The following is a 24,565-nucleotide window of genomic DNA, read 5'->3' as shown; positions in this document are numbered from 1 at the left end:
GAGGTCCAGCGCTGACTACTACTGTGGCCCGGCAGCCTCCGGCCCGGGCCGTGCGGGCCGGCCCGGGTCCGCTCCCGTGTCCGCCGTCTCCGGCGGCCTGCGGCGCGTCAGTACGCGGGCTCCGGTCACCGGCGGCACGAGCGGGGACGGGCCGGGGGGCACCAGGACAGGCGCTCCGGCAGCCGCTACGAGCACTTCAGGTCCGGGCGCCATCAAGGGCGGCGGCTCCGCCGGCAGCGCGGGGAGTGGGATCGGGGTCAGGTCCAGCTTGAGGCCGGGCATGACCAGCACCGGGCGCTTCGGCCGTGCGGACACCGGCCGGGTCCCCGCCTCCGGCCCCTCCGGCGAAACCTGGGCCGGGGGCGGCCCGGCACCCTCCGCCGGCGTGCCGGAGAAGTCCGGGACCAAGGTGCCCGCCGCACGGCGCAGGGCCGCCCAGCGGACCTCGCGCACGCCGCTGTCGTGCCAGCCGTCCCCGGAGGCCTCGGCGTCCAGCCCCTGCGCGGGCCGGTTCCGCCAGGCGTGCACGGTGACGGCCAGCGGCACCGCGAGGACCAGCGTCCAGCCCAGCGCCGCCCCGCCCGTCTGCCACCACACGGGGCCGAAGGCCGCCAGCTCCCGGGATCCGAGCGGCCCCGCCGAAGCCACGGCCAGGGCGGTGGTCACCAAGGCGCACACCAGCGCGCCCAGCGCCGCCGTGAGCGCGGTCTCCCCGTACGAGACGTCGCGGGCCCGGCGCACCGCGAACCAGCCCACCGCCAGCCCGGCCACCACCGGCACCGCGCCGGCGGCCCAGGTCAGCGGCGTGCCGGGGCCCTGCGCGGGAAGCGCCGCGAGCAGCGGGAAGCCCGGCAGCGCGGGCGAGCCGGCGAAGCCGAGCGGGGTCACGGCGGCTCCGGTGCCCAGCGCGAAGCCGGGGCCGAGGGCGTAGGAGGCCCCCCAGACGACGGCGTTCGGGATCAGCGCGAGGGCGAGCAGCAGCACCGCGAAGCGGCCCGACCAGACCCCGGTCAGCGCCGCGAACGAGCCCTGCACCTCCGGCCCGTGCCAGGCCAGCGCGGCGCCGACCAGCAGGGCTCCGCCGCCGAGGAGCACCACCACCCCGCCTGCCCCGGCCCGCAGCGCCAGGGCGTAGCGGGGCCGGGTGAAGCGGCCGGGCAGCTGCCCGAGCGGTCTCCCCCGGGCCTCCCAGACCCCGCCCGCGGCGGCGAGGGCGGCGACGACCGGGAGGTGCCAGGCCGCGCTGAGGGGGTCGGCGGGCATCGGCCCGGCCGCGGCGTACACGACGGCCAGGGCGCCGACCCCGAGGTAGCCGCAGAGCACGGCGGAGAACACCACGCCCGCGGGCAGCGGCTCCGCGCCCCGGTCCTCCTGCGCGGCGCCGCCCAGCCGGGCGGCGCGCCGGATGAGCAGCGCGGGCAGGGCCACCAGGAGCAACGGGGTCAGGCCGACGGGGGCGGGCACCCCGGAGAGGGTCTCGTAGCGGACGAGGTCGGTCCCGTGGGCGAGCAGCCAGAGGCCCGCGGCGAGGTGCAGGGCGCCGCCCGGGCCGCTGTCGGGGTAGGGGGAACTGATCCACAGCACGATGACGAGCACGGCGAGGGAGCCGAGCCCCAGCACCGCGGCGACGGCGCCACCCACGACACACGCGGCGGCGGCCGGTGAACGGCGCCGTGCGGGGGCCCGTGGGGGCGTGGGCAACGAGGTCCCGCGTTCGGTCACTTGGGTCACGCCGTAATGGTGCCAACGACACGCGCTATGGGCGGGTAACAGGCGAATGACCGTGGTGTCGCTCAATATACGTTTATGTACTTTTTCGCTCAGGGCGTCCGGGTCGCGGGGAGTGTGGCATGACACAAAGCGTCACGGAGCTGGGCCTCCCCACCCCGAAGGAACGCCGACGCCTGCGCGAAGCGGCCGATCTGACGCACGAAGAGGTCGCGGCGGCGGTGGGCGTCACCTCGAACACGGTCCGATCCTGGGAGACCGGCCGCAGCAACCCCCGGGGCCGCAAGCTGGAGGCCTACTCCAAGCTCCTGTCCCGCCTGTCGGCCGACACCTCTCCGGACTCCGCCCCTTCGGGCCCCACGGCCCGGGCCGAGGGCTCGCCCGCCCGGAACGGCCCGGACCGGGCCGAAGGGCCTGACGCGGGCTCCGCCACCGACCCGGCGCAGGTCCGCAGCGGCGGCGCCGGGGCGTCGGAGGCCACCACCGGTACGCCCGACCGGCCCACGCGGCGGCCCGCCTGGGCCAACGGGACGGCCGCACCGCGGACCGACGCGCGGGCCGTCGGGGCGTCAGCCCCCGGCGACCGCACCACAACCGGCCCCGCGGGGTCGGACACGGACGCGGACGAGGCGTCAGGTGCGTTCAGCGGGCCGCCCGACAGCGCCGCCGAGGGCACTGGCGCAGCGGCCGGCGCCGCTCCCGTGGACGCGGAGGCCTCCGGGGTCCCGTTCGGGCTGCGCATGATGCGCGGACTCACCCGGCCGGTCGGCGCACAGACCCGGCCCAAGGCCGCCGTCAAGCGCGCCGCGAAGCCCCCCGTCGGGATGCCCCGGCACGAGGCCAAGTCCCCGGTCAAGGCCGGGGCCGCAGCCGCGACGGGCGGCGGCCACGGTGGAGGCGGCCGCGCGGCCCTGCGCCCCGGCGGCCCCCTCCTCCCGAGCACGGGTACGGGTACGGGTACGGGCACGAACACCGGTACGGGCGCGACCTCTGACACCGGCTCAGACCCCGGCTCCGGACCGGACTCCGATCCGCGCTCCGGGAAGGCCGCCGCACCGGGCACGGGCAACCCCGTCGCCCGGACGAGCACCACCGGGTCCGGCTCCGGTGCGGCCACCGGGCCGGGCTCCGACCCGGACCCCGCACGGGACTCCGCGTCCGACTCCGACTCCCCTTCAGGCTCCGTGTCCGACTCCCTGCCTGACTTCGCGTCGGCGGAGCCCGGGGGCGGCACCGACAAGGCGGGCGGTCCGGCCGTGGGCGCCGGCACCGGACCCGGGGTCGACCCCGGCGCCGACCCCGACGACACCACGGCCGAGGCCGCCCCGAAGGCCACGCCGGTCTCCGCCTTCGACGCCCTCTACGACCGCACCGCCGCCGCCCTGGCCCGCCAGGCCTACCTCCTCACCGGCCGCCACTCCCTCGCCTGCGAGGCCGTGGAGCGCGCCTTCCAGCAGGCGTGGGACCGCTGGCCCGAGGTGGCCACCGACCCCGATCCGGTCGGGTGGGTGCGCGCGGCCACGTACGAGTACGCGCTCTCCCCCTGGCACCGCTTCCGGCGCTCCCACCGGCACCCCGACGAGCCCCCGGCCGATCCCGCGGACCGCGTCCTCCTGGACGCGATGCTCGAGCTGCCCCCGGCCCACCGCCGCACCGTGCTGCTCTACGACGGGGTCGGACTCGACCTCCCCGACACCGCCGCCGAGACCGAGGCCTCCACGCCGACCGCGGGCAGCCGGCTCGTCGACGCGCACGCCGACCTCGCCGACGTGCTCCCCGAACTGGACGGCGTACCGCCCGCGAAGCAGTCCGCGGTGCTGCGCGAACGGCTCGGCACGCTGCGGCCGGCCGCGCTGCTGGAGCCGCGCGCGGCAGCCGTCGTACGGGTGGCCGGCGAGCACCGGAACCGGCTGTGGACGCGTGCGGTGGTCGGGGTGTCGGCGGTCATCGCCGCGGCGACGGCGTACACCTGGGTGACCGCCCCGACCGAGTACGAACCTCCGCGCGCCCCCGGCGCGAGCGTGTCGGGCGTGCCCCCGCACGGCGGCCCGCAGCATCTCACGGACGAGGGACGCCAGCTCCACGACAAGCTGCTGTCCGATCCGGCGGCAGGCCCCTCCCGGATCTCGCCGAGCCTCGAATAGCGGCCCGCCCGACGTCACCCGCACACGGAGACGGGCGTGGCCCGCACCCCTCACAGGGTGCGGGCCACGCCCGTCTGCACGTACAGCCGAAGGCTGCTGTTTCCTGCTCGCCGCCGCTTACTTCGCGGCGTTGAGGATCTCGCGCGCCAGCTTCGCGGTCTCGGTCGGCGTCTTGCCGACCTTCACGCCGGCGGCCTCGAGGGCTTCCTTCTTGGCCTGTGCGGTGCCAGAAGAACCGGAGACGATCGCACCGGCGTGACCCATCGTCTTGCCCTCGGGGGCGGTGAAGCCCGCGACGTAGCCGACGACCGGCTTGGTGACGTTCTTCGCGATGAAGTCCGCCGCACGCTCCTCGGCGTCGCCGCCGATCTCGCCGATCATGACGATCAGGTCGGTGTCGGGGTCCGCCTCGAACGCCTCGAGGGCGTCGATGTGCGTGGTGCCGATGACCGGGTCGCCACCGATGCCGACGGCGGAGGAGAAGCCGATGTCACGGAGCTCGTACATCATCTGGTAGGTCAGCGTGCCCGACTTGGACACGAGACCGATGCGGCCGGGCTTGGTGATGTCGCCCGGGATGATGCCGGCGTTGGACTGGCCGGGGGTGATCAGACCCGGGCAGTTCGGGCCGATGATCCGCGTCTTGTTGCCCTTGCTGGAGGCGTACGACCAGAAGGCGGCGGAGTCGTGCACCGCGATGCCCTCGGTGATGACGACGGCCAGCGGGATCTCGGCGTCGATCGCCTCGACCACGGCGGACTTGGCGAACGCCGGCGGGACGAAGAGGACGGAGACGTTGGCGCCCGTCTTCTCCATCGCCTCGGCGACGGAGCCGAAGACCGGGACCTCGGTGCCGTCGAAGTCGACGGTGGTGCCGGCCTTGCGCGGGTTCACGCCGCCGACGATGTCGGTGCCGTCAGCCAGCATCAGCTTGGTGTGCTTCATGCCCGTGGCACCGGTCATGCCCTGGACGATGACCTTGCTGTCCTTGTTGAGGAAGATAGCCATGTGAGTCTGTGACCTCTGCCCTTACTTCGCAGCCGCGAGCTCGGCGGCCTTGTCGGCCGCGCCGTCCATGGTGTCCACGCGCTGCACCAGCGGGTGGTTGGCGTCCGAGAGGATCTTGCGACCCAGCTCGGCGTTGTTGCCGTCCAGGCGGACGACCAGCGGCTTGGTGACCGCCTCGCCCTTGTCCTCGAGCAGCTTCAGGGCCTGGACGATGCCGTTCGCGACCTCGTCACAGGCGGTGATGCCACCGAAGACGTTGACGAAGACGGACTTGACGTCCGGGTCGCCGAGGATGATCTCGAGACCGTTGGCCATGACGGCGGCGGAGGCGCCACCGCCGATGTCCAGGAAGTTGGCGGGCTTGACGCCGCCGTGGTTCTCGCCGGCGTACGCGACGACGTCGAGGGTGCTCATGACGAGACCCGCGCCGTTGCCGATGATGCCGACCTCGCCGTCGAGCTTCACGTAGTTGAGGTTCTTCGCCTTGGCGGCGGCCTCGAGCGGGTTCGCGGCGGCGTGGTCCACGAACTCCTCGTGGCCCGGCTGGCGGAACTCGGCGTTCTCGTCGAGCGAGACCTTGCCGTCGAGCGCAATGACGTCGCCGTTGGCGACCTTCGCGAGCGGGTTGACCTCGACGAGGAGCGCGTCCTCGGCGATGAAGGTCGCCCACAGGGTCACGAGGACCTCGGCGACCTTCTCGGCCACCTCGGCCGGGAACTGCGCCAGCGCGACGATCTCGCGGGCCTTCTCGATGGTCACGCCCTCGTTGGCGTTCACCGGGACCTTGGCGAGCTTCTCCGGGGTCTCCTCGGCGACCTGCTCGATGTCCATGCCGCCCGCGACCGAGGCCATGGCCAGGAAGGTGCGGTTGGTGCGGTCGAGGAGGTACGAGACGTAGTACTCCTCCAGGATCTCCGGAGCGGTCTCGGCGATCATCACCTTGTGGACCGTGTGGCCCTTGATGTCCATCCCGAGGATGTCCGTCGCCCGGGCGACGGCCTCATCCGGGGTGGCGGCGAGCTTGACGCCGCCTGCCTTGCCTCGGCCGCCGACCTTCACCTGCGCCTTGACGACCGACTTGCCGCCCAGCCGCTCCGTGGCCTCGCGCGCCGCCTCAGGCGTGTCGATCACTTCACCGGCCAGCACCGGTACACCGTGCTTGGCGAAGAGGTCCCTCGCCTGGTACTCGAACAGGTCCACGCGCGTCCGTCCCTTGTCTTCAAAGATTCGCAGTGATTCGCGGTTGTCTGCTATCTGCGTGGGCGTGCCGCGGAGGGCAACGTGACGGCGCTGTCACAAGGAAGGCGCACACGGTGACCGTGGACGCGGCATGTCCGTCCCGCAGGTTATCCCCGTGGGACGTAGGTCCCTAAATCGCAGATCACACCTGAGCGGTGATACCTGTCACAGATCGCCTCACGGTTGAACTGCATCTTCGTGCGATCCGCCGATGGGCGGGCCCGGGAAGGGCTGCCCGGGACGGGTCGCGGAAGGGGTCACGGAACGGGCAGGGGACGCTTCTCCAGCGCCGCGGCCATCACCTCCGGGAACAGGTCGGGGGTGCAGGCGAAGGCCGGGGCGCCGAGCGCGGCGAGGGCGGCGGCGTGGTCCCGGTCGTAGGCGGGCGCGCCCTCGTCGGACAGCGCGAGCAGCGTCACGAACTCCACGCCCGCCGCCTTCATCGCCGCGACCCGCTTCAGCATCTCGTCGCGTATGCCGCCCTCATAGAGATCACTGATGAGGACGACGACGGTGTCGGCGGGGCGGGTGATCTTCGACTGGCAGTAGGCGAGCGCACGGTTGATGTCGGTGCCGCCGCCGAGCTGGGTACCGAAGAGCACGTCGACGGGATCGTCGAGCTGGTCGGTCAGATCGACGACCGCGGTGTCGAAGACGACCAGCCGGGTCGCGATCGACCGCATCGAGGCCAGCACCGCCCCGAAGACGGAGGCGTAGACGACGGAGGCCGCCATCGAACCGGACTGGTCGATGCACAGCACGACCTCCTTCTTCACCGCCCGCGCGGCGCGGCCGTACCCGACCAGCCGCTCGGGAACGACGGTCCGGTACTCGGGCAGGTAGTTCTTCAGGTTCGCCCGGATGGTCCGGTCCCAGTCGATGTCCGCGTGCCGCGGCCGGCTGACTCGGGCGGACCGGTCGAGCGCGCCCGTCAGTGTGGCCCGCGTCCGGCTCGCGAGCCGCTTCTCCACCTGCTCGACCACCTTGCGCACGACGGCGCGGGCGGTCTCCCTCGTCGTCTCGGGCATGGCCTTGTTGAGGGAGAGCAGGGTGCCGACGAGATGCACGTCCGGCTCCACCGCCTCCAGCATCTCGGGCTCCAGCAGCAGCGCGGACAGGCCGAGCCGCTGGATCGCGTCCCGCTGCATGACCTGCACCACGGAGGTGGGGAAATACGTCCGGATGTCCCCGAGCCACCGCGCCACCCGCGGCGCGGACCCCCCGAGCCCGCCCGACCGCTCCCCCGCCCGCTTCCTCCCCCCGCCGCCGTCGGCCCCGTAGAGCGCCCCGAGCGCGGCGTCCATCCCGGCGTCGGCCCCGCTCAGCGCACACCCGGTCCCGTCAGCCTCTCCCCCACCGAGCACCATCCGCCACCGCCGCAACCGCTCCGCGGCTTCCGTACCAGCCATCTGCCCATCTCCCACTCTCGAAGCGATACCGACCACCCGGCCAACCGGTGCTGCTGCGCAAGGCGGAGGTCCCCTACCCGCCCTTCGCCCGTTCCCCGGGGCTGTGCCCCGGACCCCTTGGCCCTTCGCCGCAGGCAAACTCAGCCCCTCCGGCGTTTGAGGAGCGGGGGTCCGGGGGCTGGCCCCCGGCAACGGCGCCGCACCGACAGCGGGTCCGGGGCGGAGCCCCGGGGAACGGTGGAAGGGCGGGTAGGGGACCACACCCCGCGCAGCGGCACACCCGGCCCCGCCCAGCCCGCCCGGCACGCACCTACCGGGGCCCGGCGCGGCCCGCACGGCACGTGCCAGCCGGATCCCGGCACGGCACGCCCGGCCCGCACGGCAGGTGCCGGCGGGGGCCCGGCACGGCCGGCCCGGGCCGGCCCGCACGGACCGGCCCCCACCCGGCCCGCCCCCTCAGGCGGGCGCCCCCGCCAGCAGGAGGTGGACCAGGTCCACCACCGCATCCGCCCGGACCGGGTCCAGCTCCGGACCGAAGCCGGCCGGCGCAGCCGCCCCCGGACCCGCCCCACCGGCCCGCCCCCGGCCGGGCCCACGCCGGACCAGCTCCCCCAGCGTCCGCCGCACCCCCGCCTCGTACCCACCGAAGGTCCTCCGCAGCAACGGCAGCACATCGACGAACGCCCGCTCCGGCACCGACACCAGCCAGCCGTCGATCAGCCCCAGCATCCGCTCGTCGTGCACGAGCAGCGTGCCGCCGCCCGAGCCCCCGCCCGCGAACCCCTCGATCCAGCCCGCCGCGTCGGCCGGCGCGCACGCCGGGGACAGCGAGAGCCCCATCAGCCGCGCGGTCTCCTCGGGCGGCAGCCGCCCGTCGTCGAGCAGCAGCCGCGCCGCCCGCCCGCGTATCAGCCCGGGGACGGTGTCCCGCCCGGCCAGGGTCCGCAGCACCGCCGCCCAGCGCTCCCGCAGCCCCTCCGCGTCGAGCAGTCCGATCGCGCCGTGCACCCCGTCCACGTGCCCCCGCAGCTCCTCCGCCGCGTCGGCGTCCAGCCCCGCCGCGCAGGCGGGCGGCAGCGCCACGCAGATCCGCTCCGCGAGCCCGGCCGCCACCGTCCCCAGCGCGGCCGCGTCGGTGCCCCGTACGTCCCCGTAGCGCAGCGAACGGGCCAGCGCGGGCAGGGCCTTGGCCAGGCCCGCCACATCGGTGTCCAGCGCCGCCCGGTCGGCGAGGGCCCGCAGGACGGCGGGCAGGGCCCCCGACAGCCCGGCCAGCAGGCACCGCTCCGCGAGGGCGGTGACCTCGCCCAGCTCCCCGGCGCCCGTCGCGTCGGCCTCGGCCCTGGCGGTGGCCGCCCCGAGGACGGTGGTCCCCCAGATGCCGGCTTCGGCCACCCGCACCGCGAGCTCCGGCTCCCAGCGCAGGCGCCAGGTCTCGCGGAAGGTGCCCGTGCTCCCCCGGGAGGCCGTCGGTACGCCCCAGTCGATGCCGAGCAGCCGCAGCCGGTGCAGCAGCAGGGACTTGGCCGCGTCGGTGTCCTTGCGCAGGTCGAGCTCCAGCTCCCGGTCCTGCGCCTCGGGCTTGAGCCGCAGCGAGCGCTGCTGCCGGGTCAGGTCGCGCTGGAGCGGTACGACGGGCGCCGCGTCGGGGACTTCGCCGAGCACGTCACCGACGACGAGCCGGTCCTCGATCAGTGCGAGCGGTATGTCGGAGCCGTCGCACATCACGGCCCGGACGGCTTCCAGGGTCTCCGTGAGCCCCGGCACCGGCCGGCCCCGCATCGCGGCCAGGGTGTCGGCGAGCCGGACCGCTTCGATGACGTGGGCCGGGGACACGTGCCGGTCCTCCTCGCGGAGCAGGCCCGCGACCTTGGTCAGCCAGCGCTCCACGGGCCGGTCCCGGGCCGCGAAGAGGTGCGCGTACCAGCCGGGCGAGGTGATGCCCGCGCCGTACCCCCCGGCCCGGGCGAGGCGCCGGTGGGTCCAGGGCACCCAGGTGGTCTCCACCTTGACCTTGGGCAGCCCGGTGAGGAGCGCCTTGTCCGCGGCCGCGGTGGTCCTCGCCCGCAGGGCCGGGACGTGCCAGGCCCCGCAGATCACGGCGTAGTCGTCGCCGAACTCCCGGCGCGCGGCCCGCATCCGCTGGCGCATGTACGCCTCGCGCACCAGGTCCCGGTGGTGCCCGCCCGCTCCGTACTCCTCGCGCAGGGCGCCCATGGCCTCCCCGAGCGCCTCGAACACGCCCAGCGGGTCGGCCGCCGGACCGGCTCCGCCGCGGTGCTCGACCACGTCCTCCCACCACCGCTCGGGATCCTCGTACCCGGCGGTCGCGGCCAGCACGGCCAGCGGATCCAGCCGTACGGACCCGGGCGCCGCGCCGCTCCCATCCCCGTCCGGGTCGCCGGCCCCGTCCTCGGCCTCCTCCCCGCTCTCCGGCACGGCCAGGGAGTGCGCGGCCGGGAGGTCGATGAACCGGACCGGCAGCTCCCGCTCCTGCGCCCACCGGATGGCCTCCCATTCCGGGGAGAAGCCGGCCAGCGGCCAGAACGCGGCCCGGCCGGGATCGTCGGCCGCGTGGGCGAGGAGCGCGACGGGCGGCCGCATCCCCGGGTCCGCGGCCAGCGGGAGCAGGGCGTCCCCCTCCGGCGGCCCCTCGATCAGCACCGCCGCGGGCCGGGCCGCGTCCAGGGCGGCCCGCACGGCACGGGCCGAGCCGGGCCCGTGGTGCCGTACGCCCAGGAGCAGCGGGCTCATGCCGTCACCTCCCGGCAGGCCCGGTAGAAGTCCTTCCAGCCCTCGCGCTCGCGGACCACGGCCTCCAGGTACTCCTGCCAGACGACCTGGTCGGCGGCCGGGTCCCGGACGACGGCCCCGAGGATCCCCGCGGCCACGTCGGAGGGGCGCAGGACGCCGTCCCCGAAGTGGGCCGCCAGGGCGAGGCCGCCGGTGACCACCGAGATGGCCTCGGCGGTGGACAGGGTGCCGCTGGGCGACTTGACCTTCGTCCGCCCGTCGACGGTGACTCCGCCGCGCAGCTCGCGGAAGACGGTGACGACGCGGCGGATCTCCTCCAGGCCCTCCGGGGCGGCCGGCAGGTCCAGGGCGCGGCCCATCTGGTCGACGCGGCGGGCGACGATGTCGACCTCGGCGTCGGCGGTGGCGGGCAGCGGCAGGACGACGGTGTTGAAGCGCCTGCGCAGCGCGCTGGAGAGCTCGTTGACCCCGCGGTCGCGGTCGTTGGCGGTGGCGATGAGGTTGAAGCCGCGCACGGCCTGCACCTCCTGGCCGAGCTCCGGTATCGGGAGCGTCTTCTCGGACAGGACGGTGATGAGGGTGTCCTGGACGTCGGCGGGGATCCGGGTGAGCTCCTCGACGCGGGCGGTCATGCCCTCGGCCATGGCCCGCATGACCGGGCTCGGTACGAGTGCTTCGCGGCTCGGTCCGTGGGCGAGGAGGCGGGCGTAGTTCCAGCCGTAGCGGATGGCCTCCTCCGGGGTGCCGGCGGTGCCCTGGACCAGGAGGGTGGAATCTCCGCTGACGGCGGCCGCGAGGTGCTCGGACACCCAGGTCTTGGCGGTGCCGGGCACTCCGAGGAGCAGCAGCGCGCGGTCGGTGGCGAGGGTGGTGACGGCCACCTCGACGATCCGGCGCGGGCCGACGTACTTGGGTGTGATGACGGTGCCGTCCCCGAGCGTGCCGCCCTGCAGGTACGTCGCCACGGCCCACGGGGAGAGCTTCCAGCGGACCGGGCGGGGCCGGTCGTCGGCTGCCGCCAGGGCTTTCAGTTCGTGCGCGAAGGCGTCTTCGGCGTGCGGTCGCAGCGCCTCTGCGGTGGTCTCGTTCCCCGTCGTGGCCATGGTCCCCCTCCAATGCTCCGCAGCCGCTTGACGACTGCTGGAACCACGATGCACCCGACCACTGACAACGGACCCCAGGAGATGCGTCGTTGCAGGTCAGAGCGATTGTCAGTGGGGGTCTCTACGGTGGGACACATGACTGAGCAGGGTGTCCGCTGGACGGCGGAACAGGTACTGGCTCTGGCTCCTGACGATGCCTCACGCAAGGCGGGGGCCAGACTCGGCGGTGCGGGGCCGTGGTCACAGACCGGAGGTTCCGCTTCCGGTGCGGTGTGGGGGTTGTGCAAGGGCAGCGGCAGCACGCCGTACCGGACGGTCGTCGACCTGTCCGGGCCGGCGTACAAGTGCTCCTGCCCGAGCCGGAAGTTCCCGTGCAAGCACGCGCTCGGCCTGCTGCTGCTCTGGGCCGCGGAGGGGCTCGACACCTCGTCCGGGGCTCCGGACTGGGCGGGCGAGTGGCTCGCGGAGCGGGCGGCGAAGGCCGCGCGCCCCGCCACCGGCCGCTCCGGACCGGCCGACGCCGAAGGGGCCCGCAAGCGGGCCGAGCGGCGTGCGGCCCGGATCGGCGCGGGCGTCACCGAGCTGGAACAGCGGCTCGCGGACCTGGTCCGCGGCGGCCTCGCCGGTCAGGAACGGGCGGGATACGCGGCCTGGGAGGAGACCGCCGCCCGAATGGTCGACGCCCAGGCGCCCGGACTGGCCTCCCGGGTCAGGGAGTTGGGGACGATACCCAGTTGCGGCACCGGCTGGCCCGCCCGGATGCTGGAGGAGGCCGCGCTGCTGCACCTGCTGGACCGGGCCTGGCTGGGCGTTTCCGGGCTGCCGGAACCGCTGGTCGAGACGGTCCGCAGCCGTCTGGGACTGCAGTCCCGGACGGAAGGCGAGGCCGTACGGGACCACTGGCTCGTGCTGGCCCAGTACGACACGGCGTCGCCGGACGGCCGTCTCATCACCCGCCGGACATGGCTGCGCGGGCTGAGGAGCGGACGACCGGCTCTGGTCCTGGACTTCGGCCCGCCCGGGCGACCGCCGGGGCTGGCGTTGCCCGTCGGCCTGGCGCTGGAGGCGGAAGCCCGCTTCCGGCCCGGTTCGGCGGGGCTGCGCGCGGACCTCGGGGAGGGGTTCGGGCCGGCCGCACCGTGCCGGACCGCGCCGGCAGGCGTGAGCACGACCGCGGCACTGGAGGCGTACGGGGCGGCACTGCGCGAGGACCCCTGGCTGGAGTCCTGGCCGGTGGTGCTCGGCCCGGTGGTGCCGATACCGGGAGGACGACAGGAAGGAGCGCAGGGGGAACAACAGGCCTCGGAGGCCTGGCAATTGGCGGACGCGGAGGGGACGTCCGCCCTGCCCGTGCCCCTGACCGGGGCCGGGAGCCGGCCCGGGACCGGGCTGTGGCAGCTGGCCGCACTCTCGGGCGGCGGCCCGTTGACGGTGTTCGGCGAATGCGGACACCTCGGATTCACCCCGCTGACGGCCTGGCATCCGGACTCCTCGGAGCCGGTGGTGCTGGGCTGAGCGGGCGCAGGGGGAAGGCGGCGGCGCGGGGGCGCCGACGTAATCGAAACGAGTGAAGCCGGGGGGCTTTCGTGGACGACAACCACGCCAGTTGAGGCCGTAGGTGCGGCCGTGTGTGCCACAGGAGATCGAGCTGCTCCGGTCCCGCGGAGGGGGCGGGACCGGAGCACGGCACCTGCACACGGCGAGCACGCGAAGCGAACAGGGAGGGGATCCAGTGAGCACGACCACGGAAAGAACGACGGACGCGGCTTACACGAGCGGGAGTTGGGACGACCTGGTGGGCGCCGCGCTGCTGGGTACCGAGCGGCGCCGGGGCAGTCCCGGGGCCCTGCTCGGGGCCGCGGCCGTGCAGACGGTACGGCGCCGGGCCGGGCTGAGACCCGCCGAGGCGGGGCCGCGCCCCGAGCCCGCGCCGCACGACCCGCGTCCGGAGCCGCCGGAGGCCGCCGGGCGGCGGCTCGCGCAGCTGCTGGCGGGCCGGGCCGGCGCGGGCAGCGGCAGCGGGCGGCGGGGGGCCGCCCCGGACCTGACGGAGCTGCTGCCGCAGTGGCTGGCCGCCGCCGCACAGCACGGGTACCGCGCACCGGCCTCATTGATACCCGCGCTGCTGGACGTCGCCCGGGCCCGCAGCGACCTCCGGCCACAGGCACTGGCCCTGGCCGGGACCCGCGGGCTGTGGCTGGCCCGGCTCAATCCGGACTGGCGGTTCGCGCTGCGCGGGGGATCCGGGGGCGCCGGCGAACTGCCGGACGCCGAGGATTCGGTGGCGGTGGAGCGGTTGTGGCAGGAGGGGCTGTTCGCGGAGCGGGTCGCGCTGCTCGGTCTCGTACGGGCCCACGAGGCGGCCGCCGGACCACGGCTGCTGGAGACCACGTGGAGCACCGAGCGGGCCGAGGACCGGCTGATGTTCCTCGACTCCTTGCGGGTGGGGCTGTCGGCGGGCGACGAGCCCTTCCTGGAGGCGGCACTGGGCGACCGCAGCCGCAACGTCCGGGCGACCGCCGCCGAACTGCTGTCCGCGCTGCCGACCTCGGCGCTGGCCGGGCGGATGGCGGAGCGGGCACTGACCTGCGTCGGCCCGGAGGGGGTGACGCCGCCGGCCGAGTGCGATGCGGGGATGCTGCGCGACGGCGTGGTCAAGCGGCCTCCGGCCGGCCGCGGGGAGCGGGCCTGGTGGCTGGGGCAACTGGTGGAGTCCGCGCCGCTGTCGTGCTGGCGGGACCGGTTCGGGGGGCTCGGCCCGGCGGAGATCGTGGCCCTGCCGGTGGCCGAGGGCTGGGCGGAGGAACTCCACGCGGCCTGGTGCCGGGCCGCGGTGCGCCAGGGCGACCCCGCGTGGTCGCAGGCCCTGCTCGGCGAGGCGTCCGCACCACCCGCGGCGGGACCGGCGACGGCGTCGCTGGCGGAGCGGGCGAAACTCCTGTCCACCCTCGGAGAAGAGGAACGAGCTGCCTGGGTCGCGGAGTTCATACGCACACACGGGCTGTCGGAGGCGTTCCAACTGCTCGGGGTATGTCTGGTGCCGTGGGCGGGGGCCCTGGGGAGAGTGGTGATCGAGGCGCTGGACTCCGCGCGGGAGACGGGCGGCTACCCGTGGAGCTTCAGCGGAGTGATGGGACTGGCGGAGCGGTGCCTTGATCCTGCGGAGGCGGGGAGGCTCGACGCGTTGGCGGCGGAGCCGGTGGAGGAGGGCGGTGCGGCGGCGTACTGGTCGGAAGCCTTCCAACGCCTGGTAGCCACCCTGCGCCTACGAGCCGCCCTACACACAGAACTAACCCCGCCCCCTACCCACTGACCCGGGCCAAATGTCCCCCGGCCGAGACCGAGCTGCCCCCGGCCGGGGTCGGGGGCTGCGGCCAGGGCCGGGGACGGGGGCTGCGGGACCAGGGCCGGGGACGGGGGCGGGGTGGGGTGTTGGCCGGGACGTAAAGCGTGATTTGTGGCGCACAAAGAAGCCACAACTATCGAACGTCGGGCACAGGGCGCCTAAATCATGCAGTCCAGGCCAACACCCCACCCCGCCCCCGGCACCGGCCCCCACCCGCAGCCAACCCGCGCACAGGAAAGCCCCAGCCCCGCCGGCGCTTGAGGCACAGGGGCCCGGGGACTGGTCCCCGGCGACACCGCCGCGCCGCGCCCCGCCGCTACACCGCCTGGCGGACGTGCGCCCGCACCCAGTCCACGATGGCCGTAGTCGTCGCCCCCGGAGTGAAGATCTCGGCCACGCCCTTCTCCTTCAGCGGAGCGATGTCCGCCTCCGGGATGATCCCGCCACCGAACACCTTGATGTCCTCCGCATCGCGCTCCGCGAGGAGTTCCAGCACGCGCGCGAACAGCGTGTTGTGCGCCCCCGACAGGATCGAGAGACCGATCGCGTCGGCGTCCTCCTGGATCGCCGTGTCGACGATCTGTTCGGGGGTCTGGTGGAGGCCGGTGTAGATGACCTCCATGCCCGCGTCCCGCAGGGCCCGCGCGATCACCTTGGCGCCTCGGTCGTGGCCGTCGAGGCCCGGCTTGGCCACCACCACACGGATCGGACCGGTCACACCCATCGCACTGCCTCCCGAGTGAACGAACGTTAAGTACAGCATCGCGCACACCCCCGTTTCGCGGTCAACCACGAGGGGGAAATCACACGTGGGATGGCGTACCACCGCTCCGCGCCGACAGCCGCCCGGCACGGGGCGGTAGGACGCCCCGGTCCCGAGTCGCCATGACCTACGGGGGGGGCCGTCCATGGGACTGACCATGTCCGGGGCCGCGCTGCGCGCCGGTGTACTGGAAGCGATCGTGCTCGGCGGGCACATCCTCCTGTATCCCACCGGAGTACTCCCGGAGCGACCCGCCGCCACAGCAACCACCACCACCGCCCACGAGCGCCCGCCGGTCCTCCTGCTCCACGGATTCACCGACAACCGCTCCGTCTTCGTCCTGCTGCGCCGCACCCTGGGTGCCTGCGGCCGGCGGCAGGTGGAGTCGTACAACTACTCCCCCTTCACGCGCGACCTGCGCGTCACGGCCCGGCACCTCGCCCGCCGCGTCGAGGAGCTGTGCGAGCGCACGGGTCAGGACCGGGTGGACCTCGTGGGGCACAGCCTCGGCGGACTGGTCGGGCGGTACTACGTCCAGCGCCTCGGCGGCGACGCGCGCGTCCGCACGCTCGTCACGCTCGGCACCCCGCATTCCGGCACCCGCGTGGCGCCGTTCATGGACGCGCACCCCCTGGTCCGGCAAATGCGCCCGGATTCCGAGGTGATCGCCGAACTTCGCGCGCCCGCGCCCGGCTGCCTGACCCGGTGCGTGGCGTTCTGGAGCGAGTTCGACGCATTGATGGACCCGACCGGGACGGCCCGCATCGAGCACCCGGACCTGCTCGTGGAGAACGTGCAGGTCACCGGCATCGGACACCTCGCCCTGCCCGCGCACCCCACCGTCATCGCGGCGGTCCGGCGCGCACTCGACGGGCCCAGGCCGACCGCCCTCCCGCACCCCGGCGCAGCTTCCGTCGCCTGACCGGCCGGCCACCCCAGCAGTCAGCCCACCTGCCACCCCACCGGCCACCCCATCGGGCGCCCGCCGGGACCTCGACCGTGGGAGCGAAAAGCGGCGCCCAGTCGAACGTCTTTCGAACTCAAGGCCAAGGCTGGGTCTTCGGCCGACCGAAAGGCGGCCGAATGCCCGGTTCCGCCGAGCACGAATCCCTCCGAAGATTGTCGTTGCGAGTAACCGCCGGGTACAGTCACGCCACTGCTCTCCTCCGAGGACCCCACATTCCTCGGCCACCCAGGCCCCCCGCTGCCGAGGCGAAAGAGAAGTTGGTGAACGACCGCCCCTCGTCGGGCCAGTACCCCGATTTCGGGTATGACGGCCTTTCCACCACCACTTTCGCTGGCGATTCAGCGTTTACGCGCTATGAAACGCAGGACCAGGGCTACAACTACGGCTCCACCTACGGTTCCTACGACACCGGCTCGTACGACACCACGGCATGGACCGCCCCCCAGAACGACTACGCGCAGCCGTCCGCCGACGGCTACGCCGGCTACGCCGCACCCGACGGCTACCTCTCGACCGTCCCCACGCAGGGCGGCGTCTCCCTGGACTACCAGTCCACCGCGTTCGGCTACGACACGTCCGCCGAACAGACCGGCCACTGGTCGGTCCCGGGCTACGGGACCGAGACCGGAACCTACGACGCCACCGCCTGGAACACGGCCACCGAGCAGACCTACGGCTACAGCGGCGGCTACGAGCAGCAAGCCCCGGAGCCGACGCAGGATCAGCCCCAGGCCCAGGCACACGCCCACGGCTACGAGCAGCAGTACGCCTACGACTACGGGTACGAGGCCTACGCCACCGCTCCCTCCTCGCCCGAGGCCGAGGTCGAGGCCGAGACGGCCTACACCGAGACCGCCGTCTTCGAGTTCCTCCCCGCCGGTGCCGATGCCCATGGCGACGTCGAGACCGACGACACGGACGCGGACCTGGCCCGGAACTTGGACCTGGACCTGGACCTGGATCCGGACTCCCAGGTCCACGACCTCCCCACCCAGACCATGCCCGTGACCCCGGCCGGGCCCCGCCCCTCGCGCCGCGCCGGCTCCAAGCCCGCCTCGAAGCCCGTCGCCAAGGCGAGCACCGCCAAGGCCGGTGCCAGCAACCGGCGTCGTACCCCGGCCAAGCGTTCCGCGCTGCTGACCGTGGCCGTTCCCTCGGCCTGCGTGATGGGTGTCGCGGGTGTGGCCGCCGCCTCCGTGGGCGGGCTCACCGGTACGGAGAAGCCGTCCGAGGAGACCACCACCCTGGCCGCGCCCGACCCGGCCTCCATCAAGCCGGTCGCGGCGAACAGCAAGCTCGACACGCAGCTCACCGCCCTCAGCGCCGATGCGGGCGACTTCGCGGACCGCGCGAGCCGCACCCAGGAACGCATCGACCTGCGCCTGCGCCAGGACGAGGAGAAGAAGCGGAAGGCGGAGGAGGCCGCGGCCAAGGAAGCGGCCCGCCCCAAGTTCGCGCTCCCCGTCGCACGGCACGGCCTCAGCGCCGGCTTCGGCCAGGCGGGCGTCAACTGGATGTCCGTGCACACCGGCATCGACTTCCCGGTGTCCTACGGGACTTCGGTCATGGCGGCCACCGACGGAACCGTGCGCAGCCAGTGGAACTCCGCCTACGGCAACATGGTGATACTCACCGCGGCCGACGGCACCGAGACCTGGTACTGCCACCTCAGCAGCGCCAAGATCCGCTCCGGCAAGGTCAAGGCCGGCGACGTGATCGCGTACTCCGGCAACTCCGGCAACTCCACCGGCCCGCACCTCCACTTCGAGGTGAGGCCGGGCGGCGGCTCCCCGGTCGACCCGCAGGCCTGGCTGCGCGCCAAGGGCCTGAACCCGAACTAGGACGGCGCACGACGTGGAAGGGCCCGCCCCCCGAGGGGGCGGGCCCTTCCAGTTACCCGCGGCGCGGGACGTCCGGCCTCGCCTCGGCTCCCGCTAGAGCTTCTGCACCGGCGCGTACCGCAGCAGCAGCCGCTTCGGCTTCTCGTCCCCGAAGTCGATGGTGGCCTGCGCGTCCGCGCCCGCTCCCCTGACCTCCATGACCGTGCCCAGCCCGAACTGGTCGTGCGTGACCCGGTCCCCGACCACCAGCGCGATGACCGGCTTGTCGGAGGCCCGCCGCGTCGCGAACCCCGACGGGCCCGACTTCGTACGCGAAGAGGACAGGAAGGCCTCCGGCGAGGTGCCGAAGGTGGCCTTCGATCCGCCGCCGCCCGAGCCCGAGGACCCGTACCCGGAGCTGCGCATCGGGCCGGCCGGCTTCTGCGCCGCGCCCGTCCGCTTCCACTGCAGGTACTCGGCCGGAATCTCTTCCAGGAACCGCGACGGCGGGTTGTACGACGGGGTGCCCCAGGCACTGCGCATGCTGGACCGCGTCAGGTACAACCGCTCGCGCGCCCGCGTGATGCCGACGTAGGCGAGGCGGCGCTCCTCCTCCAGCTCCTTGGTCTGTCCCAGCGCGCGCATGTGCGGGAAGACCCCGTCCTCCATGCCGGTCAGGAAGACCACCGGGAACTCGAGGCCCTTGGCGGTGTGCAGGGTCATGAGGGTGATGACCCCGTTGCCGTCGGTGTCCTCGTCCGGGATCTGGTCGGAGTCGGCGACCAGCGCGACCTGCTCCAGGAACTCGGCGAGCGTGCCGGGGCCCACCGGCGGGGCGCCGTTCTCGGCGGCCTCGGCCGCCGCCGCTTCCCGTGCCTGCTCGAACTCGAGCGCCACGGCCGCGAGCTCCTGAAGGTTCTCGATGCGCGTCTCGTCCTGCGGGTCGGTCGAGGCCTGGAGTTCGGCGAGGTAGCCCGTACGCTCCAGGACCGCTTCCAGGACCACGGCCGGGCCGGCGCCGGAGTCGACGATCGTACGGAGCTCCTCCATCAGCACGTTGAAGCGCTTGACGGCGTTGGTCGAGCGGGCGGCCATGCCGAAGGCCTCGTCGACCCGGCGAAGCGCCTGCGGGAAGGTGATCTTCTCGCGCATCGCCAGCGCGTCGATCATCGCCTCGGCGCGCTCGCCGATCCCGCGCTTGGGCACGTTCAGGATCCGGCGGAGCGGGACGTTGTCCTCGGGATTCGACAGGACGCGCAGGTACGCGAGGACGTCGCGGACCTCCTTGCGCTCGTAGAACCGGACGCCGCCGACGACCTTGTAGGGCAGTCCGACGCGGATGAAGATCTCCTCGAACACACGGGACTGCGCGTTGGTCCGGTAGAAGATCGCGACGTCGCCGGCCTTCGCGTCGCCCGCGTCCGTCAGCCGGTCGATCTCGTCGGCGATGAACTGCGCCTCGTCGTGCTCGGTGTCCGCGACGTAGCCGGTGATGACGGAGCCGCTGCCGGCCTCCGTCCACAGGTTCTTCGCGCGGCGGTTCTCGTTGCGCTCGATGACCGCGTTGGCGGCGGACAGGATCGTCTGGGTGGAGCGGTAGTTCTGCTCCAGCAGGATCGTGGTCGCGTCCGCGTAGTCCTCTTCGAACTGGAGGATGTTGCGGATCGTCGCGCCGCGGAAGGCGTAGATCGACTGGTCGGCGTCACCCACCACGCACAGCTCGGCGGGCGGCAGGTCCGGGTAGCCGGTGCCGACCAGCTCGCGCACGAGCGTGTACTGGGCGTGGTTGGTGTCCTGGTACTCGTCGACCAGCACGTGCCGGAAGCGGCGCCGATAGTGCTCGGCGACGTCCGGGAAGGCCTGGAGCAGGTGGACGGTGGTCATGATGATGTCGTCGAAGTCGAGCGCGTTGGCCTCGCCGAGGCGCCCCTGGTACATCGCGTACGCCTGGGCGAGGGTCTTCTCGAAGCCGTCCGCGGCCTGCCCGGCGAAGGCGTCCGCGTCGATGAGCTCGTTCTTGAGGTTCGAGATCTTGGCGCTGAAGGCCTTCGGCGGGAACTTCTTCGGGTCCAGGTCCAGGTCGCGGCAGACGAGCGCCATCAGGCGCTTCGAGTCGGCCGCGTCGTAGATCGAGAAGGAGGAGGTGAAACCCAGCCGCTTGGACTCGCGGCGCAGGATGCGCACGCACGCGCTGTGGAAGGTGGAGACCCACATGGCGTTCGCGCGCGGGCCGACCAGGCCCTCGACGCGCTCCTTCATCTCACCGGCGGCCTTGTTGGTGAAGGTGATCGCCAGGATCTGGCCGGGGTGGACCCCGCGCGCGCCCAGCAGGTGGCCGATGCGGTGCGTCAGCACGCGCGTCTTGCCGGAGCCGGCGCCGGCCACGATGAGCAGTGGGGAGCCCGCGTGCACCACGGCGGCGCGCTGCTCCGTGTTCAGCCCCTCCAGGAGGGCCGCCGGGTCGATGACGGGCCTGGGGGCGCCGTCGCGGTAGTACGCGTCCCCGGAGAGGGGCGCGTCGAACCGGCCCCCGAAGAGATCGTCCGCGCCCGTCTCGGGGGCGGCGTGGTCTTCGGGCGGCGGGGGGACCTCTTCGGAGGGGGAGAGGTCGGCCAGGAAGCTGTCGTCAAAGAGGCTGCTCATCGCCTTCCGAGTTTAGGGGGCGGGACCGACAGCCGGTCCCGCCCCCGGAAAATCCCCGTCCCGCCCCCGGGAAAATCCCGGCCCCGCCCCGAAAAATTCGGCGGCATATGCCCTGCGGACCCCTCCCGCCCCCTTCCGGAGCGACCCCTCCGCCGCTAGCGTGCTCCGCCAACCGGAAGGAGGTGCCGGCCCGTGTACACGTACGGATTCCCCTCGTCCCATCCCTCCCCCCACCACCGCAAGCCGCGCACCCGAAGACATCCGAACGCCCCCGCCGCGGTCGTCACGACCGCGGCCCTTTCCTCCTTAGGCCTGCTCCTCCCCCACCAGGCCGCGGCGGCGCCGGCGCCCCGCCCCTCGGTGGAGGAGGTACGGACCCGCGTGGACGAGCTGCACCGGCAGGCGGGCACGGCCACCCAGGCCTACGACGCCGCGGCCGGGCGGACCGAGGAGCAGCGGGCCCTGCTGTCGGCGCTCATGGACCAGGTGGCCGCCACCACCCAGAAGCTGAACGAGGCCCGGCGGCTGCTCGGCAGCTACGCCGCCGACCGGTACCGCGGGGCCGGCGGGCTCGGCGGGACCGCGACCCTGCTGCTCAGCGACGATCCGCAGGCCTTCTTCGCGCAGACGCACCTGCTGAACCGGCTCGGCGGCCGCGAGGACGCGCTGCTCGCCCAGTACACCCGGGCCCGGGCGGAGACGGCCGGCAAGCGCCGGGAGGCGGCCGTCGTGGTCTCGGAGCTGGAACGGGCGCAGGAGCAGCTGCGCGGGCGCAAGCAGGAGGTCCAGCTCCGGCTCGCGGAGGCGAACGAACTGCTCGCGCGGCTCACCGCGCCGGAGCGGGCGCGGGCCCTGGCCCCGCGGCCCCCGGCCGCCTCGGGACCGCGACCCGCCGACGCCCCCGCGTCGGCGTCCGGCGCCAGGGCGGTCGCCTTCGCCCGGGCCCAGCTGGGAAAGCCGTACGTCTGGGGCGCGACCGGCCCGCGCTCGTACGACTGCTCCGGCCTGACCCAGGCCGCCTGGCGGGCCGCGGGGATCACGCTGCCGCGCACCACCTGGGACCAGGTGAAGGCGGCGCCGAGGATCGGGGCGTTGGACCTGCGCCCGGGTGACCTGGTCTTCTTCTATGCGGACATCAGCCACGTCGGGATCTACATCGGCGGCGGCCGCATGATCCACGCCCCGCGGCCGGGGTCGTCCGTCCGCGAGGAATCGGTCTACTACCAGCCGATCTACGGGAGCGTCCGCCCGGGATGAGCGGGCCGGCGTCGACGGCCCGCCCCGTCGGCGTGTCCGTCACTCAGCGCCACCGCACGGCGGGCGGTCCGGCGTGGCGCTCACCGTCCGTATCAGAGGAGTTGGCGGTGCGCCCGCCAACTCACCCTCTCCGTTGGTCCGTTCGTGCCGTTCGATTCGCAGGTTCGGCCAACCGGACCTAGCGTCGAGCACATCGAGGAGCATTTCCTTCCCTTTGCGGACAAATTGTTCGCTGCTGCGCCTCGGGGACCCGGAGGATTCACCATGCTTTCCCTACGTGTCGCGTCCGTAGCCCTGCTGTCCACCGCCGCCTTCGCGCTCGCCGCGCCGATGGCCTCGGCCGACGACGGCGGGACCACGCCCAACGTCACGTCCTTCGGTTTCACCGTCTCCCCCGCCACGGTCGCCCCGGGCGGCACCGTCACGCTGAACGCCACCGAATGCCAGGAGCCGCTGGTCAAGGTCTCCTCGGGCGTCTTCGACGCGGTCGAGCTCAACGAGGGCAAGTCCGCCACCGTCACGGTGGACGCTGACGCCAAGCCGGGCGCCCGGTACGAGGTCACCTTCGACTGCAAGGGCGAGAAGGGCACGACCACCCTCACGGTCGCGAGCCACTCGATCGGAACCGGCACCGGCACCGGCACCGGCACGACCACCCCCTCCAAGGGCGTCAAGGCCGGCCTCGGCGGCGGCGCGGGCGGCCTGAACGGCACCGAGATCGCGGCCGGTTCCGTGCTGCTGGCCGGTGCGCTCGGTGGTGGCGTGTTCCTGATGCGCCGCCGTGCGGACGGCAACGCCTAATGGGACGTATCGGGTCGTAGAGACTTGATGTTGTAGCCGCCAGCAGGTGAGCACTTCCGATGCCGGAGCCGTTCGAGTTCTGTGGTCAGACCGTGCCCCTGCTGGTCGGCCGGGAGGCCATGACCGCTGATGGGATGGCGTGCCCGCCCACGGGCGTGAGCACTGGATCCATTAGGCCGCGTGCCGTGCCTTCCGCAGGCTGCTGTGCAACTGAACGAACGGATACGAGCGGGAGAGAACTGTTGCTGCTGATCGGTGACGACTGGGCCGAAGACCATCACGATGTCGAGGTCCAGGACGGGACGGGCCGCAAGCTGGCCGTCGCGACCCTGCCCGAGGGGGTGGAGGGCATCGCGAAACTGCACGCGCTCATCGCGAAGTACGGTGGCGCGGATGTGGACTCCGCCGAGGTGGTGGTGGGGATCGAGACCGATCGCGGCCCGTGGGTGCAGGCCCTGATCGCCTCCGGCTACCAGGTGTTCGCGATCAACCCGAGGCAGGTCAACCGGTTCAAGGAACGCTACGGAACCTCCGGCGCCAAGAGCGATAAAGGCGATGCGCACGCGCTGGCAGACATGGTCCGTATCGACCGTGACCAGTTGCGGCCCGTCGCTGGAGACAGCGAGCAGGCCCAGGCCGTGAAGGTCGTCGCCCGTGCCCACCAGACACTGATCTGGGAACGCACCCGCACCTTCCAGCGGCTGCGCAATACGCTGCGCGAGTACTTCCCCGCGGCCCTGGACGCCTACGCCGACTTGGCGCTGACCAGCACGGACGCACTGGAGCTGCTGATCAAGGCGCCCACGCCCGCCACCGCGGCGAAGCTGACGCGCCCCCAGATCACCGCGGTCCTGACCCGCCACCGCCGGCACAACCGGCCCCAGAAAGCCGCCACGATCCAGACCGCGCTGCGAGAAGAACACCTCGGTCTGCCCGAACCGGTGACCGCCGCCTACGCGGCCGCCGCGACAGCCCACGCGCGCCTGCTGATCAGTCTGAACGAGCAGATAGCCGAGCTCGAAAGGCAGGTGAAGGCACATTTTCTTGAGCACCCGGACGCTGAGATCTACCTCTCGATGCCCGGCATCGCGGAGATCACCGGCGCCCGGGTGCTCGCCGAGTTCGGGGACGACCCCACCCGCTACGACAACGCGAAGGCCCGCAAGAACTACGCCGGGACCAGCCCTATCACCCGGGCCTCCGGCAAGAGCCACACCGTCCAGGCCCGCTACGTCCGCAACAACCGCCTCGCCTCGGCCCTGCAACTCCAGGCGTTCTCCGCGCTGAACACCTCACCCGGCGCCCGCCGCTACTACGACAAGCAGCGCGCCCGCGACGCCGGCTACAACCCTGCCCTCCGCCAGGTCGGAAACCGCCTCGTCGGCATCCTCCACGGATGCCTCAAAACCCGCACCCACTACGACGAAGCAACCGCCTGGTCACACCACGCCCAGCTCTATCCCTCTTGACATGAAACGGCATGGGATGTCTGACCACCGGCCCCCTGAACCGCCGGGCCCGTCCGCCCCGCCCCTGGCGACCGGACGGGCCCGGTCCAGTACCCCCGCACCCCCACCACACGC

At 73.3% G+C, this 24,565-nt stretch carries 16 protein-coding genes; 8 read left to right on the top strand and 8 right to left on the bottom strand.

Annotation, left to right across the window (positions count from 1 at the left end):
- Positions 1-18 precede the first annotated feature (18 nt).
- A complete protein-coding gene (locus OG435_RS27885) occupies positions 19-1,731 on the bottom strand; it encodes a cell division protein PerM (protein WP_266880689.1) in 1,713 nt (570 codons plus the stop codon).
- A gap of 119 nt (positions 1,732-1,850) precedes the next feature.
- Between OG435_RS27885 and OG435_RS50750 the strand changes: the two genes are divergently transcribed.
- Positions 1,851-3,872, top strand: a complete 2,022-nt coding sequence (locus OG435_RS50750; RefSeq protein WP_430625697.1) for a helix-turn-helix domain-containing protein — start codon at positions 1,851-1,853, stop codon at positions 3,870-3,872.
- Positions 3,873-3,989: 117 nt separating this feature from the next.
- Here OG435_RS50750 and sucD read toward each other — a convergent pair whose 3' ends face one another.
- From sucD to OG435_RS27850, 5 genes are all read right to left on the bottom strand, one after another.
- Positions 3,990-4,880, bottom strand: coding sequence for a succinate--CoA ligase subunit alpha (sucD, locus tag OG435_RS27870; protein WP_266880688.1), 891 nt, complete (start codon positions 4,878-4,880; stop codon positions 3,990-3,992).
- A 21-nt stretch (positions 4,881-4,901) separates the two neighbouring features.
- Entirely contained in the window at positions 4,902-6,080 is a 1,179-nt protein-coding gene (sucC, locus tag OG435_RS27865) for an ADP-forming succinate--CoA ligase subunit beta (RefSeq protein ID WP_266880687.1), read from the bottom strand.
- A gap of 296 nt (positions 6,081-6,376) precedes the next feature.
- Entirely contained in the window at positions 6,377-7,528 is a 1,152-nt protein-coding gene (locus OG435_RS27860; protein ID WP_266880686.1) for a VWA domain-containing protein, read from the bottom strand.
- Between the two features lie 456 nt (positions 7,529-7,984).
- Positions 7,985-10,282, bottom strand: a complete 2,298-nt coding sequence (locus OG435_RS27855) for a DUF5682 family protein (RefSeq protein ID WP_266880685.1) — start codon at positions 10,280-10,282, stop codon at positions 7,985-7,987.
- Entirely contained in the window at positions 10,279-11,385 is a 1,107-nt protein-coding gene (locus OG435_RS27850) for an ATP-binding protein (protein WP_266880684.1), read from the bottom strand. Before OG435_RS27850 ends, OG435_RS27855 begins: the two co-directional genes overlap by 4 nt.
- Before the next feature lie 135 nt (positions 11,386-11,520).
- Between OG435_RS27850 and OG435_RS27845 the strand changes: the two genes are divergently transcribed.
- Both OG435_RS27845 and OG435_RS27840 read left to right on the top strand, forming a co-directional pair.
- The gene (locus tag OG435_RS27845) at positions 11,521-12,900 is read left to right on the top strand and encodes an SWIM zinc finger family protein (protein ID WP_266880683.1); all 1,380 of its coding nucleotides are present in this window, start codon (positions 11,521-11,523) and stop codon (positions 12,898-12,900) included.
- 217 nt (positions 12,901-13,117) lie between these two features.
- Positions 13,118-14,698 carry a DUF5691 domain-containing protein gene (locus OG435_RS27840; protein ID WP_266880682.1) on the top strand — a complete coding sequence of 527 codons (1,581 nt, stop codon included), beginning with the start codon at positions 13,118-13,120 and terminating at the stop codon, positions 14,696-14,698.
- A gap of 349 nt (positions 14,699-15,047) precedes the next feature.
- On the opposite strand, the gene OG435_RS27835 is transcribed toward OG435_RS27840, so the two are convergent.
- A complete protein-coding gene (locus tag OG435_RS27835) occupies positions 15,048-15,455 on the bottom strand; it encodes a cobalamin B12-binding domain-containing protein (protein ID WP_266880681.1) in 408 nt (135 codons plus the stop codon).
- A gap of 184 nt (positions 15,456-15,639) precedes the next feature.
- Here OG435_RS27835 and OG435_RS27830 point away from each other — a divergent pair, with 184 nt between their 5' ends.
- A complete protein-coding gene (locus OG435_RS27830) occupies positions 15,640-16,416 on the top strand; it encodes an esterase/lipase family protein (RefSeq protein WP_266880680.1) in 777 nt (258 codons plus the stop codon).
- 161 nt (positions 16,417-16,577) lie between these two features.
- Positions 16,578-18,302, top strand: coding sequence for a peptidoglycan DD-metalloendopeptidase family protein (locus OG435_RS27825; RefSeq protein ID WP_430625696.1), 1,725 nt, complete (start codon positions 16,578-16,580; stop codon positions 18,300-18,302).
- A gap of 93 nt (positions 18,303-18,395) precedes the next feature.
- Here OG435_RS27825 and pcrA read toward each other — a convergent pair whose 3' ends face one another.
- Positions 18,396-20,924, bottom strand: coding sequence for a DNA helicase PcrA (pcrA, locus tag OG435_RS27820; protein ID WP_266880678.1), 2,529 nt, complete (start codon positions 20,922-20,924; stop codon positions 18,396-18,398).
- A 192-nt stretch (positions 20,925-21,116) separates the two neighbouring features.
- Here pcrA and OG435_RS27815 point away from each other — a divergent pair, with 192 nt between their 5' ends.
- The 3 genes from OG435_RS27815 (at position 21,117) to OG435_RS27805 (ending at position 24,451) form a co-directional block, all read left to right on the top strand.
- The gene (locus OG435_RS27815) at positions 21,117-22,181 is read left to right on the top strand and encodes a C40 family peptidase (protein WP_266880677.1); all 1,065 of its coding nucleotides are present in this window, start codon (positions 21,117-21,119) and stop codon (positions 22,179-22,181) included.
- Between the two features lie 264 nt (positions 22,182-22,445).
- Positions 22,446-22,982, top strand: coding sequence for a hypothetical protein (locus OG435_RS27810; RefSeq protein WP_266880676.1), 537 nt, complete (start codon positions 22,446-22,448; stop codon positions 22,980-22,982).
- A gap of 242 nt (positions 22,983-23,224) precedes the next feature.
- Positions 23,225-24,451, top strand: coding sequence for an IS110 family transposase (locus tag OG435_RS27805; protein ID WP_266875563.1), 1,227 nt, complete (start codon positions 23,225-23,227; stop codon positions 24,449-24,451).
- The last annotated feature ends 114 nt before the right edge of the window (positions 24,452-24,565 follow it).

The organism is Streptomyces sp. NBC_01264, assembly GCF_026340675.1.
Taxonomy (GTDB): Bacteria; Actinomycetota; Actinomycetes; order Streptomycetales; family Streptomycetaceae; genus Streptomyces.
Note: the sequence above shows the minus strand (reverse complement) of the source record. Positions and strands in the feature narration are given on the sequence as shown.